This window comes from Nostoc sp. KVJ3 (assembly GCF_026127265.1).
GTDB lineage: Bacteria > Cyanobacteriota > Cyanobacteriia > Cyanobacteriales > Nostocaceae > Nostoc.
This window is the reverse complement of record NZ_WWFG01000005.1, coordinates 1-16171: the sequence shown is the minus strand read 5'-3', so window position 1 is coordinate 16171 and position 16171 is coordinate 1. Positions and strand designations below refer to the sequence as shown.

Here is a 16171-nt window from a genome sequence, read left to right as displayed (position 1 = left end):
TTGGCTGTGTTTAGGGTTCGGACAATCAGAGCAATTACTAAACCATCAACCGCTAAATGTGACTTGAACACTTATACTCTGTTTCTACTGGCAGAATCAAAGTATCCAGGTTGCACACGTCTGGCAGAGATAATGGAAAATTTATCTCATGATAGCGTCAATAGATTTTTGCTACGTGAACGGTACGAACCCAAGGACTTATTTGAAGAAATCAAGCCCAATATCAATCTAGTTGGAGGTACTTTAAGTGGAGATGATACGGTAATTGATAAGCCTCATAGTGACCCGGAAATAACAGATTTAATCGGTTATTACTATTCAGGTAGACATCATCGTGCCGTTAAGGGAGTTCAGTTAATTACCTTGTATTACACCGAGTGTTCAGGTAAATCTGTACCTGTAAATTATCGCATTTATAACAAACAAGATAACAAGACTAAAAATGATTATTTACGAGAAATGATTACTGAGGTAATGGATTGGGGTTTAAAGCCTAAAACAATGACAACTGACGCTTGGTATTCCAGTCAAAAAAACCTGAAGTTACTGAAAAACAAGGGATTAGGGTTTTTAACTGGGGTAGCTAAAAATCGCTCATGTTCCATTGATGGTAAAAATTTTACCCAAGTCCAAAACTTAGAAATTCCCGAAGATGGTTTAATAGTGTATCTAAAGAATTTTGGTCAGGTAAAAGTATTTCGGAAAAGTTTCAAAAACGAAACTAAAAGATATTACATTATGTATATCCCTGAAAAAGATACACTAAACTCAATTTCCAGAACAGAATTTAAAGAGCTACATTCAATTCATTGGGGGATTGAGTGTTACCACAGAGCTATTAAACAAGTATGTGGCATTGGAAGATTCATGGTTAGAACAACCGATGCTATTAAGACTCACTTTTTTAGTGCAATTCGCGCTTTCACACAATTAGAATTAATGCGGGCAGAAGACTTGATTGAAAATTGGTATGAAATCCAAAGGAATCTGTCTCTCCAAGTAGCTCGTGACTTTATTTTGGAACATTTAGCGCAGAATTTGAATTTGAATACATAGTATCAATTTTCTGTCAATGCGTAAGTTCTAAATTATTTATTTTGATTGACAAAAATCAAACCCAATTTCACTTAATTGGGGTAATTAGTGTGTCAATTGGGGTAGTTCGGAGTAAATACGGGGGTGAGTTCTCCCACCGTATGGTTAAAGTAAGAGTATTGACAAATAGCTTACTGAGAAGCTTGATTTGCACGTTAATAGAAGAGAAGCTATGGCAAGAGCTAGTAAGCCAGCTGATTCGGTTGAGTTGGCGCGTATCATGCGGAATAAAGATATGGAGGACGGTATAGTAATTAGCTATCTCCAGTCAAAGAAGCGAGGGCAAACTGAGTTAGTATGTGAGGCGCTGCGGGCGTATTACCTACCGTTTGCGCTATCTGCTGCGGGGTATCTGGTGTTGAATTGCAGTCAGCCCTCCATGATGCGATCGCGCAACTTGAAGTTCAGATCATTAAGATGAAACGGACGTTTGGGATGGAGGGGTTGCCCCAGATAGTTCTTGTTAATCCTCATAGTGGAGTTTTCTCGCAAGGTGCAACTGGGTTACAACCAACAGTTGGAACTAATGGCGTGGAAATAACTCCTATTTCAGCTAATTCGGTTCCCCCTTCAGTTTCTTTTTTTGATTCCACTGGGCCAAGTCCTGTGTCGTTACCTGTTGCGACAGAACCAGTCGGATCAAATGTTTTGGGAGAAGATTCCGAAGATGATGGGTTTTTTAATGATGACGAGGATGATCCAATTGCTAAGGCAGAAATAGAAGTTGATGCAGGATTTCGTCTGGAGTGAGGGGATTATGAGGATATGGGTGGTTAGATATTTGAGAAAAGCATACTCTCTCTGCCTTCGGTTGTGATACTTGCGTAAGTCCTATCCTTGTCCTGTTTGTCGTTGTGGGCAATATCTCCTGGAGTGCGATCGCCTGGCGCTGTTTGTTGTTAGGAGGTGCTTTTCACCTCTCCATTGGGCGCATTTAGAAGGAGTTTTTCCTCAAGCACCTGCACTGCATTCCTCAAAGTTTCTATGAAACCATTTCAGCCATAAATTTGGTCAAACCCTTTGGTCGAGTGCATCAACAGTATTTGACCGAACTGGAAAGGCGATCGCATTCTAGTTTTAGAGGTGCGTTCGCCTGGAATAATCACTTCATGTATCTCATCTGTAAAAGCTGCGATCAAAAATTTGACAGCAAAGCAAATGTGTAATTGACCCTATTTGACATACCTTGTTATTGCCCAAGACTGCACAATAACGATACTTTTTACTGGGGTAATTACGGGGATGGTTGAGGTAATACGGGTGTGATGATGACAATCGCATTGTTTGAATTACAGGCAAAAAGCTAATTTTGTTTAATAATTCAACTTTTAGTTGATACAGGATTTGGGTGTGATTGGGGTAATTTAGTCATGATTTAGGAGGTGATTTGATCATCGGGTATAAAAGCAATATTTAATACTTTAATGTACTTAGGATTTACGGTTTTGATTTGGTATTAGTGCTATGGAGGTACTTCAGTTAGCCCCGTGGCAATTTGAACTTGGTTGCTGGCAGTTTGCAGTGGACTCTCTACTCAATGAAGTTGGTATGAATGCTGTAGCGCCATCGAAGAACATCGCCGTAATAGTTTTTTCTCTACGCACTTTGTATGTAAAAAAGCTGTTAAACCCTGTAAAGAAAGTGTTTTACACCACAGTATTTTTCTCATTTCGGTTAAATTGGGAACGATAGTAAAAGGTAATAAAAGATAAAGATATGCCCAAAACTAAGGAGAAAACAGACGTAAAAAAGGTAGTAATTACGATTGACATGGGTGCAAGTAAAACCAAGGCGATCGTTCAGGAGTATCCAGAGGGAAAGCCTGTTGTTTTACTTTTCGACTCAGAAGTAGCGGACGTTGCTAAAGCTTCGATTGAGAGCATTCAACAAGAAGGTAATGCTGAATCTCGTACTTGGGTAGGAATAGGTGATGAGTATTGCGCCTTGGGAGAGCTTGCCCGTCGTCGGTTTGGGGGTATATCGCAGCTGAAGGAGCTAAAGTACGAACTAGCAGTCCCTAAAATTTGTGGTGCATTTTGGCTGGCTAAGGAGAAGTTGAACCTGGGTAATGATGTTGCAGCTTACTTGAGCATCCTGCTGCCGCCTGGTGAAGTGCAAGACAAAGAACAGTTACAAGTGCGGTTAAAGGAAGCGTTTCGAGGATTTGATACACCAGCAGGTAAGATGCGGGTAAAAATGCTTCGTTATGATGCAGCTTCTGAGGGTAGTGGAATATTTTTTCACCGTAGGCGATCGCTTGGCAATAATATGCCTGCTTCGATGTACGTGATGCTTGGTTATCGCAATGCAAGTATTTTCACCTTTCGGAGTGGTTCAATTGGCGCGGGAATAACCAGTAATTTTGGTATGTCTTGGCTGGTGAATAATTTTACTTCCAAGACATCGGGACTAAGCCCTGATAATCCCAATATTATCGAGGTGTTGGTAGAAGCTGGAGTTAATTGTGACCCCCAGGTGATGCAGAAACTCTCACGCAAGCGCAAAGGTGATGAAATTCAACTTGATGGCGAGTCGATGTCCAAGGCTTTATTGCTTGCTAGAGATGAATATTGGCGTGCGATCGTCAGGTGGTTACGCTCGAAAATGGATGAGGATATTGAAGAACTGGTGTTTTGCGGAGGGACTGCGGATTATATTCGTCCAGAAATAGACACTTACTTCCAGAAAGAGGGAATTAAGATATCCTGGCACGGTAACATTTTTATACCTGATGAGATATCTTCTAGTATTGGCAATCGGATGGCGGATGTCTGGGCGCTCTACCAGTATATGATTATTCAGTTTGATGAGTTGACTGGTTATACCCGCTCTGAGGTTGTACTGCTAACTAAATCCGCTGAAGGTAGTACAGATGAAGAAGTTAAACCTAAGTATAATTTTACGCCTTGTGAGCGACCTAATACCTTTATTGCTGTGAACGAGAATGTTTGATTAGCTGAGAAAAAAGTAGTGTAGTTACAAGGACTGCAACTACACTTCTGGGATGCTTTTTACCTAAATCGGAGAGAAGGCTCCCGCCATAATCTGTGATTTGGCGGCGAGACGGCAGTCGCTTCAAGTCGGCGGAGCCGCCCAACGCGCTGCCTCATGAATCGAGGGCGAAAAACGAGACGTTCCTGACCATAACTGACCGAGGGTCAGTGAGGAAAGGAAATAGTTGAGTTTTTCGCAAATCTATGAAATAATTTACGTCAATATATCTGACGTAAATATGTTAGTATTTGAGGCAAAACTTGAAGGACTTAACGAGCAGTACCGAAAGCTTGATGAAGCAATTAGAACTGCTCGTTTCGTTCGTAATAGCTGCCTTAGATACTGGATAGAAAATAGAGGAATTGGGCGATATGACTTGAGTAAGTTCTGTGCTGTCCTTGCTGCTAATACTGAGTTCCCTTGGGTATCCAAGCTGAACTCGATGGCTCGTCAAGCCAGTGCAGAAAGAGCGTGGTCTGCAATTGCTCAGTTCTTTGATAATTGCAAGAAAAGTAAGCCTGGAAAGAAGGGTTTTCCAAAGTTTAAGAAAGAGCAAACGCATGGTTCTGTTGAGTACAAAACCTGTGGCTGGCGACTCTCCGAAGACCGCAGGTATATCACTTTTAGTGACGGATTTAAGGCAGGAACCTTCAAGCTCTGGGGAACCCGTGACCTGCACTTCTACCAACTTAAACAGTTTAAGAGGGTGCGGGTTGTGCGTCGTGCCGATGGGTACTACGCCCAGTTTTGTATTGCTCAAGAACGCATTGAAAAACGAGAACCAACTGGTAAAACTATTGGTATTGATGTGGGATTGAACCACTTCTATACAGATAGTAACGGGGAAACAGTTGCTAACCCTAGACATCTTCGCAAATCAGAAAAGTCTTTGAAGCGGTTGCAACGTCGTTTGTCTAAGTCCAAAAAAGGTTCCAACAACAGAGTCAAGTTTAGAAATAAACTTGCTCGTAAACACCTCAAAGTAAGTCGCCAGCGTAAAGACTTTGCTGTAAAAACAGCAAAGTGCGTAGTGAAGTCTAACGACCTCGTGGTGTATGAAGATTTGATGGTGCGGAATATGGTCAAGAATCACGCGATTGCTAAGTCAATTAGTGATGCATCGTGGTCGCTGTTTCGTGAATGGGTTGAATATTTCGGTAAAGTGTTTGGCGTGGTAACTGTTGCAGTCCCGCCCCATTTCACTAGCCAGAATTGTTCTAACTGTCGTGAAGTTGTTAAAAAATCTCTTAGCACTAGAACTCATGTTTGTCCTCGTTGTGGGCTAACCCTTGACCGGGACTGGAACGCGGCGCGGAACATACTTGAGATTGGACTCCGTACTGTGGGGCACACAGGAACGTTAATCGCCTCTGGAGACATCGACCTCTGCATGGGTGGAGAAATCCCTCCAAGTAAGTCGGGTCGTGGAAAGAGGAAACCCAAAGAGTGATCTTTGGAATCCCCCGCTATATCAGGTACTCCTGGTATAGCGGTGGGAGGATGTCAAGTAACTTCTCAATAACCACTGCAATAATGAGCCGATTACTCGTGGTTAGGTGAGAATAGCTAGTTCTAAGGGGATTGAAAATACTTCCTTGTTGGCAGCGCCCCTTTTTATAATGACATTAGGTAGATAGAGAATATTGTTATCCCGCTTCAATCAAGTACACTTTGAACAAAGACTGTTGTTCAGCGTAGAATCTTCATGGCAAGGTGGTTATATTATGTCAACAGAAGATTTTTCTTCTCAATAAGCTCAAAAAAGTCGCATTAATAGCTGCTGATTGACACAGCTTTAAAGGTTGAAATCACACTAGAATTATGCCGTTGGTTTTTATACTCAATAACCAGCTTGCACAAAAGCCATAGTGCTTTTCTACGGAACTGTTTGATTGAGCAAGTGCTGAGTGAATATCTCTTGGACGGTGTATATTTCTTTTTGTGTACAATTCCACGCTGGGCAATCTGTGTCGCTAGGTCGATATTACTTGCAGTCAACATCTGTGTTGATAGCAATCCTTGTTAGAGAAATCAGAAAAATGATATAACATTATCTCAAAATTCTTTGCACAAACTGATATAACGTTATCTCATGACTGGGAGTCGGAAATATAGTAATCAAGAAAGAGAAAAAATTATGCCTGCCAATTTGACCCTTTCGATTGAGACAAACGCTGGAGGAGTGGCGAAAAGTACTATTTCATACAATCTTGCGTATGAATTGGGTGTTCGTGGCTATTCAGTGGCACTATTAGACATCGATCCTAACGAATCATTGACATTATTTTGCGGATTAGGAGAATTTAAAACTCAGGGAACAATGGCTAATGTTTACCACCCAGATTTCAATGGGAACTGGCCTTTAGTTACAGCTTGGCAAGGTAAGATTGACAAAATTCAAGTTTGTAAAGGCGGAAAAGAATTACACGAAACAATTCGGGAAGTTTCAAAGGATCTGCGTGGAGCTTATACTCTTGCAGATCGGTTGAGTGATTATCCCTTATCTCACGATTTTGTAATTATCGATTGTCCTGCAACATTAGAGCCTTTACCACTGACTGCTCTTGCAGCTTCTAGCCACGTGTTAATTCCCATTCAACCTGAATACAAGGCTTCTCAAAGTGCTGCGGCGATGATTGAGTGGTACTATTTCAACTGCAAGCGGCTGAGATTGAAACCGACTCCGAAAATATTAGGTATAGTTCCTACTCGTTGGAAAAGTGATTGGGGAGCGCATAGAAGTATTGTTGAGGAACTTCCCCTAGTCTGTAAGAATTTGGGAATTCAGTATTTTAGCCCAATTCGAGAATCAGCTGATATTCTTAATGCTTCTGGTAGAGGGCTACCTCTGGGGATTTACAGACCGGGCAAAGAGGCAAGAGGAGATTTTATGCCAATTGTTGATGCACTAGTTAACGAACTTAAGCTAATAAGAGGTTAATCGATGACAAAATTAAACAACCCGAGTGTACTTGGAATGTTTGCTTCTGCTGCTGATTCACAACAGATATTTGGGCTTGAAGAACGAGTAGAAGATTTACAGGCAGAGATTACAAGATTAAAAGATGAACAAGCACAGGGAAAGCTTGCTGAAGAAGAACGTACACTCCTCAATCAAACTATTGAAGACCTACGAGAACATTTGAAAGCATCTGGAATTTTTAAAATTCACTATAGTGAAGTAAGACCCAATCCGAAACAAGCAAGGCAAACATTTACTTCGGATAGTATTCGGAGTATGGCTGTTTCCATTAGAGAGGAAGGGCAACAACAGCCGATTATTTTACTACCGGGAAATATCATTTTTGATGGAGAACGGAGATGGAGATCCGTTGCAGAAGAGTTACAGCCAGAAATTGAAACACTAGATGCAGTGATGCTTCAGAAAGTTCTTTCTGAAGAGGAATTACATGCACGCACTTTATTAACTAGTCTTCACCGAGAAGGCTTGAATGAGCTAGATTTAGCCGAAGGTTTGATTCAACAGGCTAAGTTAGCTTTGGAATTTGAACAGGAAGAAGTAGTTAGAGCACTTAGGAGAGCAATAGCTAGATTAAACGCAAAAAAACTTTTGCCCCAGTTAACTGAATTGGTTATTTTAACTAGAAAAGAGCAGTCAGAAGGCATTAAAGAATTTAATTTAGACGAAATAGAACAAAGTATTCTTCTGTTATTACTACGTTTTCAACAAAATCCAGCATCAGTAGATGCAAATGTCTTTCCTTGTTTACGGCTTTCAGAAGACTTAAAAATTGCGATTAGACAATCAGGACTTGGTGCAAACCATGCCCGGTCACTCCAAAAAATAAATTCTAAAAATTTAAAAGTTGAAGAAACTAAAGCTCTTAAAATCCGACAAGATGCTACATCACAAGTTTTGCAAGAAAGGCTAACAGTCGCTCAAACTCGTTTTCTAGTTGCCCAAACTATTGCTGAACATGCTCCTGAAACAAAACCTAAACCAAGTCACCAAATCAGTTCTCTAATTCGAGATGTCTCAGCAACTAAGGTCGAAGATATCCAGCAAGAGCAACTGAGAGATTTATTGGCTGTATTAGAAGCTAAGGCAAAAGAGATTCGGAAAAAAGTTGGACTAATACTATCTTGTTTGACTTAGTTTACTGAACCCGATATGTCCATGTAATCTATGAGTGCCTATCTAAACTACCCAAATGGCTTTCGCCTGAATCCCGCAGAGTAAAACCAGAATTATCAGCGTAACCGGTTTCAGTATGTGAGATTTCTAGACTGCCAAGAGAGGATACTTTGTGAGTTTACGGGTGAGCCTGTAGTTGGAGAATATAATGGAGGGACTTCAATCATCCAAATTAAGGTTAAGTGCCCCAACTAAGAGCAAGCTGCTATTGGACTGAGTACGGAAGAAGTGCTTTCTACAACAGTGATTCCTTCTGCTTGGACATAAGTAGTTTTCAAAAAACCAAATAATCTTTAATTTGGTCTTGCTCACATCCTAATATCCCCGATTGGGGTCAAACTTCTCCACAGGATGAAAGCAAACCTATTGCTCCCTCTTCAATCAGATCCAGAAATTCCAGGTTACTCCAGCGACATTTTTAGCTACCGCTACCACTAATCGAAGGTTGGCGGTAATCATTTTTTGTTTAGCCAGTTGACCAAGCTTTTAGATTTGGGTTAACTGTGCTTTGTTTTATTTACCTCGGCAGCTAGTTCAGCCGTAGTTGGGGAAGGCTCTAGTCGTTGCACTTGAGAATTGTTTTGCTTATCAAGTTTTGCATTGGCCTTAAGCTGCTACGCATCTAATTTTTAGCTGCCTCTAGGCTATGGAAGGGTTTTAGACCCAAAATTATACAATTTAAATGCGCGACAGCTTACAAGTCTTGTGTAGATAATCTTTTACTCTGGCAATAGCCTCGGAAAGCGACCAATTTCTCGTAGATAAATTCCAACTGTATCAAAGCTCTGGCTAGACATCTTGTGGGCGGGAAGCTAATTTATTGACACTCTCCGGGCTGAAGCCACGGAGATTCTTGGTTCAGCGAGTCCACTTAAATTAGACCCCTTGCGGTATCTAATCCAGAGGTGGTTCTCTCCCCAAGCATTAACTTTCCGAGTGCCCCTCGGTAGTCGGATTAGTCCAAAAATTTGCTTGATTTAAATTCTGATTGTCTAGTCTCCATGAAGATTTTACCTATTCCTGGAAAGGAGCTAGAACTATGGAATAGAACCCCATATCTTCAGTTGTCAAGGTGCAGATTGCCGTTAGGCAGTTGGGTTTTTATACAGGTTAATTACCGTTCCTGTTGAGTTCAATTGTACTATATATTGCTCAGGCGTAAACGCCTTTTTTAGCCTTCGTCCTTTGCCTGAAGTACGAAAAACGCAACTGTGTTGCTGTTTCTCAAGGGTTTTCGGTATTTCCCTTATAACAAAGACATTGACAGTAGAGTATAAAATCAAACAGTCAACCATTTTAGAGGGTGTAGGGAACCAACGTTTTGAAACGCGGATTGAAGCAAGGAGCGGAGGCGGAGACATTCCGCCTCTGCGCTTTGTATTTCGCGTTATGCGTCTCGAAATAAATATTTTTAAGTGGGCTTAGATCCACAACTAAAGTTTTTTATTCCTTCTTCTCTATTTTTTTGTAAGTTAATTTCTACTGCGTTGATAGAAAAGATTTCAAAAATTGCTGATGGGGGCTATATGGGACTATATGTACCCCAAAGATAGATTAGAACTTCGATAAGAATTTGACACCTATATGGGTGCTATATGGGGGCTAGGTGGGGCGCAAAGTGTCGTACAACCAAATGTACCCACTTAGCCCCCAAGGGGTTATGATAAGCTCTTGAGGTTAGAGAAGGAAGGGGCAGAGTTCTGGGGAAAGACTCATAGCAAGTTATTCTTCTCTCCCTGCTTTCCTGCTCCCCTAGATAATCTGAACAGATAACTTTCACAAATCAAAACGTATTGACTTGATCCCTATGTCAAACATTCACGCCTTGCAAAAAAAATTTTCCTGCTGGCTTTGATAACGGTTACGGAAAGTCTCAAACTTTTAGTCGAAGGGTTTGAAGTAGTTCGTGTCCCCAGCTATTTCCACAGCCGACATGGAAGATGTACCAGGGAGGGTAGTTTTTAACGGTAGTGCCTACACAGTTGGAGAATCAGCTTTCCGTACAGGTTATCATTTTGACCGGAACACAGACAATAATGAAAATAAAGTCAACAACGCATTATTGACTTTTCGGTGCATTGGCACATCTGCCACACCGTAAGGCTTGGCACTTAAAATTAGTTGTCAGCTTACATGATTGGTCTGGCTGAAGAACTACAAAAAGTACTAAGTGGGGAATATCAGCCGATACTTGCCGGCAAACAATCAGATGTGAAAGTAGAAGTGCTGAAAGTCGTTCTAGAGGGATGGGTGCATTATTTGGGCATCAACTACCCAAAAAATTAACCATTTTAGATTTTGGCAATGGCACGACTCTGTATTCTCGTTACAACCAGGGAAAACGAGAAGTTCACACCGCCTACCCCATTGGTGTAGAAGTTCTCATTGATGATATCTCCCAAAAAATGAAACATCTAAATGGGGGGGAAAAATCGGGGATGCATCAAAAATCCGATTTTGTCTGGAAATGGGGCATACCAAGTACAGCCGTGACATAGATATCAAAGATATATACAGCGCTTGCTTGAAAGATTGGTATGAAAAATACTTAAAAAAAGTGGTGAATCTGACACTTGATGCCAAGCACCAAGGGGATGAAATCTGGGCGATAGGTGGAGGCTGCCTGTTACCAGGATTTAAGAAGCTCTTAGAAAAGAACGGTTTCAAAATTCTGGATAATCCAGTGGAAGCTAATGTTTTTGGGCTTCTAGAAATGGCAAAAACTATTATCAGCAAGAATTCACCAAACACATCTGGGAAGTTATAACAATGGCAGACAAACAAGACTTGACACCGGAAAAAGTTCGGATCAAAGATAGCTACCGGGAGCGGATATTTGCAGAATCACAGCAATTAGGTAAAAGTTACCTGGAGACGCTTTACTTTATCATTGATTGTTATTTTGCTTTCAGAAAGGGTACATTCCCTACCCAACAAGTAGCTTTCACCCCGATTAATACTGAGTCAAACCAACTTATTCAGCCGATTCCCCAGCTATCTACAGACTCTAAACCAGAGGATTCTGATGACCAAACCTTCAGCCTTGATTTTGATTTGTAAGGGAAATACAGGGCTCCCGTGAGGTTGGTCAGCCGATGCTGTAGTCTCAGAGTCAGCGCCCAAGGATGTCACCAGTCGAAGTTAGAGAGCTGTTCACCCAGACATTTTGGTTGTGATAAAAATTACCACGTTGTTCTAATGTAAACCCACCCAGCAATAATCCCAACCATACTTCTACCATCGGCATTTTAAAATCCGACACAAGCTGAATTTCAAAAATTACATTCGACTCACCCAAATAACTCCCGATGCTGATAAGCAAATCGAGAAACATCCTGACTAGCTACAGGTTTAGCATAAATAGCCTGATTGCGAATTGCCTGTATCTGTTCTGACTCTCGCTCCATAGCTGGTGTGAATTCTTGTCGCTGTTTCAGCAAATCCTCAAACTCAATTTCCCCAGGTCTACCTTGATAAAAAGCCTCCTCAGCACAACGACGACTGCATTACCAATTTCTGCTGGACTGCAAATGCGATATTCAGCCAACAGTCTACGCCATTGATCATCACTCCAAGGTGAGTTATTGTCTCGAAAAGCTGGAAAATACTTAGCTAGATGTAGATTGAAAACTTCATATCTTGCCCCTTCATGGGGTAAGTCCACAAAAAAGATATCATCAAAACGGCGAACTAACTCCGCAGGTAGCATTGACAAGCGATTGACAGTAGCAATGGTATAAACTGGCTCTTGATGCTCTTGCATCCAAGTTAGTAAAGCCGCAGATAGCCGCCGTGCTACACCTCCATCTGCATTGGAATCCCAGCCAGCAAAGCCTTTATCAAAGTCATCCCAGTAGAGTACACAGGGAGCAAGGGAAGTCACCAAAGCAATAAACTCCTTTAATGCTCTGTCGGGATGAGGATCACCCAGTAGTACACCCCAATTAGCTGCTAACAATGGTAATCCCATTTTCTTAGCTGCTAACTTGGCAGAAAGACTTTTACCAGTACCCGGTGGCCCCCATAAGAGCATTCCAGTGGGAAACTTCAAACCATATTGCTTTGCTTTAGGTTGAAGTAGACAGGTAATAGTTTCCAACCTTTTCTCCAGTAAATCTAATCCCCGGCTGAAGGTACATCCGGTTGAGCAATGTACTCTAAACCCCGACCCCGCAATTTGCTAACTTTATGCTCTAGGACTAATTGGGCGATTTCCTCAAGCTGCTCTGTAAAACTCAGAGATTGCTGTAATAGCATATTCATCTCGCCTATGGGTAAACCCTGACAGGCACGAAAGAGCAATTGCAGTGCTGATGTTTTTTTGTTGTTTTTAACCAAGAATTGCGATCAGCTACAGCGCGGCGATCGCGATCGCACTCCGCAAACTGCTGAAGCCGGGATGACTACGCCCAACCCAGGTATCACAAAACTGCTGCACAACCATTTGCACCTGCTGTTGATCTGGAAGTGGATTTGACAGTATAGGAATAAAAGGCTGTAATTCTAGAGATAGTTGAACGTAAGTTTCCAATAACACCCAGTAATGATGTTGTTGACTCCAGAGAGCTTGATGACAGGCATTTAGTAATTGATAGCTAAATTTTTGACTTATTTTGCTACCATCACCCTCATTTAGAACTCCCTCTAGTAAATAAATGCCTGGTTGATATTCCTCCAGAAGATACTGAATAATGTCCCCGTTTTTACCCCTGTCAGTTGACTGTAAGATGTACTGACCTTGATGCTGAATTAATTGCTGTAGTCCACAGTAACCAGGATTCCAGACAAAGACTGACAAAGAACGTTCTTCACCCCAATGGTAAAACTGTAATATCTGCATTCTGTCAGGCGTATGATACTCCACAGCCACAATTGGAGTATTTTGGTTAGCTAGAGCAGGCCAGTCTGTCAACTTCATAAATTTGACTTTAACAACTTACTTTCCACTTTTAGAGCAAATTTAATTACTGATGCTTTAGCCACACGGATAATTATTACTAACGGGTTGGCTATACTTCTTGTGTGAAAAAGAGCGATGGCTACGCCCGCCGCAGGCATCGCCTCCAGTACAGTGTTAATTTCGGAAACTGCTCCTAGTCCGCTTCTTTATCTCTTAAAAGCATAAATTTGTCACAGCAAAGACAGGTTTGAAATCGCAAAAAAATGAAATTGAAATGAAATGGATGTGAAAGCCGCGATTGCGGCAAGGAGGTGAAAAATTAACTTCATTAAAGGAAGTTGTAAAATGGCTATCGCTAAAGCTAGAATCAATAACAATCGCAACGCAGCTAATGCTAAAACATCTGCCAAAACCAATGGCACATCCGCTACAACTAAATCAAAGGTAGCGAATGCTTCACCACAAGAAGAGGCATTAGCATTGTTGAAGGAATTGCGGAACCTAATCTTCAAAGAATACGGCGTTAAATTACAACTACGGGATTCGTGTTTCAACTAAAATCGGTCATGCAGCGCGTGAAAAACTCGGACTTGACATTGCAGCCCAAGTCAAAAAGAAAGGTGGTAACAAAAAGTTTGATTGGCAAAAATGGAATACCAAATTATTTACTAAATTGTTTGGACAACCAGATGCACTCAAATATGCACCAGAAGTAGTGGCAATTTTCATGAGTATGCTGTACGACACTATCAGCACTGACCCAGAGCAAGCAATAGCAGATTTAGTGGAATTCAACCGCGCATCTCTGGAACGTCGTAATTCTTTCCAAGAACAAGAAGAGGAAGAACTTGACGATTTAGATGACGAACTAGACGAAGACCTGGATGAAGATGAGGAGGATATCGAAGATGAACTCGACGAAGATTTAGATGAAGATGACGAATTAGATGAAGAAGATGAAGACGAGTAAATAACTCCGACTTATTCTCAGTAATTGACATAATAATAACCTAAAATAACCATGTATTGCCTCAAACAATACATGGTTATTTTTTTGCCGAATAAAGAATTGAAATTGGAGCGGATTGCATCTTTCGATGCTGTTTCTATGAGAAAAATACTAAATACCAAGGAGTAATTCTCATGGTTAACGTTAACGTTCGCAAAACTGCTAAAGCATCACGTAAAATTGAAAGCATATTCCTGCTTTAGAACGAGTAATGACTTATCAGGAAAAAGTACACCTGATGGTAATTGAAGTATTGCGGGAAGAATCAGGAAGAGAATTAGCAGCAGCAGCCAGATTTAACGGACAAGAGTTTGATTGGGACAAACACAATTCTCAGTTCCGTAAGGACTATGTAAATACACCATTAAAAGAACTGGTGAATTATGCTCGCAAACTTTACGGCTTGAATAATCTTGATGAAATACGAGATAGACGTGCTTCTCATAAAGCTGCTCGGTCTAAACGCATGGACGGACTCAATGGTTTGAGTAGCAACTCTGATGACTTGATAAATGACGATTTTGAACAAGATGAAGATGACGAAGATGTAGAAATTGACGATTAATTACAATGCCTGAATTGTCTAATTCAGGGCATTCTATTTCCCGCCCACCCGCATCCAAAAAACAGAATTGAATGCAGCGATTGCTGCTGAATTAAAGAGACTCAAAAGTGAACTCTAACTCAGAAGGCATCTGTCGATGCTATTTAGGTGAGATGTAGCAATTCGTTAATCAAAGGATAATCAAATGACTCGTAATCAGCAACAAACAAAAGCGTTGGATCAAGTAATAGGATATCAGGATAAAGTACGATTAATGGTACTGGAAGTTTTACGTGAGGAATCAGGCAGAGAACTTGCTGCTCAAGCACGTTTTAATCAGCAAGAGTTTGATTGGAACGAACATAACATTCACTTTCGCCAGGACTATAGCGAAACTCCCATCAATGAACTACTAGCATACGCCAAACGTCTGTATGGACTGAAAGATTTGGATGCAGTACGGGGGCGGCGTAAAGCTCATAAACAACAACGTACAGCTAGATGGGCTGAAGCTTCATAATTACCTGCTGGTTGTCACAGCAGCCCCACTAAAATGTGGGGTAACTTTTTTGCCCACCCACCCTTAACCGTAAAAGCTTTATTTTACAGAAGATGCAGCTTCGCACCCTACCCCACCAAATGTTGTAATTGTCCGACTGGAAAGTTTACTAGTCATCAACTCATCAATCTGCTGGTTTGAAAGTTGAGTTGGCTTGACTTCGACTGTGGGTGCAGTTCCCCCCTGTTGACTTGAATAATGGAATTAGCCCAATAAAACTGCTGCTGGTCAGGTTGGGAATAAATAGGATAACAGCCTTTCGAGGCGATCGCCAATTTATGCTCTACGCTAGAAACTGATGGTAGAGAAATACCAGCACGAACTAATTTTGCCTCTCCTACTGGGCCCCACAAACGTAATTGTTGATTGACACAACGTTTTCCATCTTTTTAGCGGGGCAATGATGTTGCCACAAACTTTAACATCCACATCATACATCGGTGGATAATTAGGCACAGTTTGAGCTTGAGCTTGAGTCGTATTCCTCTCATCCTTGCCACTGACATTACAGTAGTAGGGGTACAAGCTGTAACTATACCTCCTATTACCAGCAGCCAAAGCCAGTTAACTTTGCAGGTAAACATCTGCTGAATCCTCTTCTACGATTGAGAAATTGACAACTAATTTTTTAACTTAAACCCCGTTCATTTTGAAACCTGGAGTTTTTAAGGAGAGTGTATTATTCTTTCGCGGCTTGAGTTCTGAGCTTTAACCTAATTCCAAAAAGCTATGGTTTTCAAGGTTGACGCGGTTTAGACACAAACTGGCGTTGATTGCTAGGTGATGTCCATAATGTGCAGAACCCGGATGAGGCTTTTCTGCTACTTGCTCCAATTTCCAGTGTTACCCCCAAACGCTTGACATCTTTAGCACAAGTAAGTTGACCGTTTTGGTCACGACTCAGCAAATCTTGA

The 16171-nt window shown here is 41.3% G+C and carries 21 protein-coding genes and 1 pseudogene; 14 read left to right on the top strand and 8 right to left on the bottom strand.

Annotated elements, in window-relative coordinates; translation table 11 throughout:
- Positions 1-24 precede the first annotated feature (24 nt).
- The 8 genes from GTQ43_RS34395 to GTQ43_RS34360 all read left to right on the top strand — a co-directional run bounded on the left by GTQ43_RS34395 (position 25) and on the right by GTQ43_RS34360 (position 8206).
- Positions 25-1056: a transposase gene (locus GTQ43_RS34395; RefSeq protein ID WP_265273632.1), complete on the top strand. Its 1032-nt coding sequence runs from the start codon at positions 25-27 to the stop codon at positions 1054-1056.
- 211 nt (positions 1057-1267) lie between these two features.
- Positions 1268-1516 carry a hypothetical protein gene (locus GTQ43_RS34390; protein ID WP_265277219.1) on the top strand — a complete coding sequence of 83 codons (249 nt, stop codon included), beginning with the start codon at positions 1268-1270 and terminating at the stop codon, positions 1514-1516.
- Complete coding sequence (locus tag GTQ43_RS34385) at positions 1513-1845, top strand: hypothetical protein (RefSeq protein ID WP_265277218.1); 333 nt, start codon at positions 1513-1515, stop codon at positions 1843-1845. The genes GTQ43_RS34390 and GTQ43_RS34385 overlap by 4 nt, the downstream gene beginning before the upstream one ends.
- A 714-nt stretch (positions 1846-2559) precedes the next feature.
- The gene (locus tag GTQ43_RS34380; RefSeq protein ID WP_265277217.1) at positions 2560-2787 is read left to right on the top strand and encodes a hypothetical protein; all 228 of its coding nucleotides are present in this window, start codon (positions 2560-2562) and stop codon (positions 2785-2787) included.
- A gap of 24 nt (positions 2788-2811) precedes the next feature.
- Positions 2812-4047, top strand: coding sequence for a ParM/StbA family protein (locus tag GTQ43_RS34375; protein ID WP_265277216.1), 1236 nt, complete (start codon positions 2812-2814; stop codon positions 4045-4047).
- A gap of 280 nt (positions 4048-4327) precedes the next feature.
- A complete protein-coding gene (locus GTQ43_RS34370; protein WP_265270887.1) occupies positions 4328-5539 on the top strand; it encodes an RNA-guided endonuclease InsQ/TnpB family protein in 1212 nt (403 codons plus the stop codon).
- A gap of 687 nt (positions 5540-6226) precedes the next feature.
- Entirely contained in the window at positions 6227-7030 is an 804-nt protein-coding gene (locus GTQ43_RS34365) for a ParA family protein (protein ID WP_265270886.1), read from the top strand.
- 3 nt (positions 7031-7033) lie between these two features.
- Entirely contained in the window at positions 7034-8206 is a 1173-nt protein-coding gene (locus GTQ43_RS34360; protein ID WP_265277215.1) for a ParB/RepB/Spo0J family partition protein, read from the top strand.
- A gap of 758 nt (positions 8207-8964) precedes the next feature.
- Here GTQ43_RS34360 and GTQ43_RS41910 read toward each other — a convergent pair.
- A complete protein-coding gene (locus GTQ43_RS41910) occupies positions 8965-9042 on the bottom strand; it encodes a sigma-70 factor domain-containing protein (protein WP_196517849.1) in 78 nt (25 codons plus the stop codon).
- 1010 nt (positions 9043-10052) lie between these two features.
- On the opposite strand from GTQ43_RS41910, the pseudogene GTQ43_RS34350 reads away from it, so the two are divergent.
- Positions 10053-11012 (top strand): annotated as a pseudogene (locus GTQ43_RS34350) (ParM/StbA family protein).
- A gap of 2 nt (positions 11013-11014) precedes the next feature.
- Positions 11015-11305: a hypothetical protein gene (locus GTQ43_RS34345; protein WP_265277214.1), complete on the top strand. Its 291-nt coding sequence runs from the start codon at positions 11015-11017 to the stop codon at positions 11303-11305.
- Between the two features lie 52 nt (positions 11306-11357).
- On the opposite strand, the gene GTQ43_RS34340 is transcribed toward GTQ43_RS34345, so the two are convergent.
- From GTQ43_RS34340 to GTQ43_RS34320, 5 genes are read right to left on the bottom strand one after another with little or no spacing between them, the layout of a single operon-like run.
- Complete coding sequence (locus GTQ43_RS34340) at positions 11358-11507, bottom strand: hypothetical protein (protein WP_265277212.1); 150 nt, start codon at positions 11505-11507, stop codon at positions 11358-11360.
- A 28-nt stretch (positions 11508-11535) separates the two neighbouring features.
- Complete coding sequence (locus tag GTQ43_RS34335) at positions 11536-11685, bottom strand: hypothetical protein (protein WP_265277211.1); 150 nt, start codon at positions 11683-11685, stop codon at positions 11536-11538.
- Positions 11679-12344: an ATP-binding protein gene (locus tag GTQ43_RS34330; RefSeq protein WP_265277210.1), complete on the bottom strand. Its 666-nt coding sequence runs from the start codon at positions 12342-12344 to the stop codon at positions 11679-11681. Before GTQ43_RS34330 ends, GTQ43_RS34335 begins: the two co-directional genes overlap by 7 nt.
- Positions 12345-12361: 17 nt before the next feature.
- Positions 12362-12583, bottom strand: coding sequence for a hypothetical protein (locus tag GTQ43_RS34325; RefSeq protein ID WP_265277209.1), 222 nt, complete (start codon positions 12581-12583; stop codon positions 12362-12364).
- A 13-nt stretch (positions 12584-12596) separates the two neighbouring features.
- Positions 12597-13163, bottom strand: coding sequence for a hypothetical protein (locus tag GTQ43_RS34320; protein WP_265277208.1), 567 nt, complete (start codon positions 13161-13163; stop codon positions 12597-12599).
- Positions 13164-13490: 327 nt separating this feature from the next.
- On the opposite strand from GTQ43_RS34320, the gene GTQ43_RS34315 reads away from it, so the two are divergent.
- From GTQ43_RS34315 to GTQ43_RS34300, 4 genes are all read left to right on the top strand, one after another.
- Positions 13491-13703: a hypothetical protein gene (locus tag GTQ43_RS34315; protein WP_265277207.1), complete on the top strand. Its 213-nt coding sequence runs from the start codon at positions 13491-13493 to the stop codon at positions 13701-13703.
- Positions 13704-13818: 115 nt separating this feature from the next.
- A complete protein-coding gene (locus GTQ43_RS34310; RefSeq protein ID WP_265277206.1) occupies positions 13819-14115 on the top strand; it encodes a hypothetical protein in 297 nt (98 codons plus the stop codon).
- Between the two features lie 250 nt (positions 14116-14365).
- Positions 14366-14719, top strand: a complete 354-nt coding sequence (locus tag GTQ43_RS34305) for a hypothetical protein (RefSeq protein ID WP_265277205.1) — start codon at positions 14366-14368, stop codon at positions 14717-14719.
- Positions 14720-14903: 184 nt separating this feature from the next.
- Entirely contained in the window at positions 14904-15218 is a 315-nt protein-coding gene (locus GTQ43_RS34300) for a hypothetical protein (protein WP_265277204.1), read from the top strand.
- A 155-nt stretch (positions 15219-15373) separates the two neighbouring features.
- Here GTQ43_RS34300 and GTQ43_RS34295 read toward each other — a convergent pair whose 3' ends face one another.
- Together GTQ43_RS34295 and GTQ43_RS41565 are read right to left on the bottom strand one after the other, a co-directional pair.
- A complete protein-coding gene (locus GTQ43_RS34295; protein WP_265277203.1) occupies positions 15374-15610 on the bottom strand; it encodes a hypothetical protein in 237 nt (78 codons plus the stop codon).
- A gap of 383 nt (positions 15611-15993) precedes the next feature.
- Entirely contained in the window at positions 15994-16164 is a 171-nt protein-coding gene (locus tag GTQ43_RS41565) for a DUF6753 family protein (RefSeq protein WP_321162547.1), read from the bottom strand.
- Positions 16165-16171: the final 7 nt, after the last annotated feature.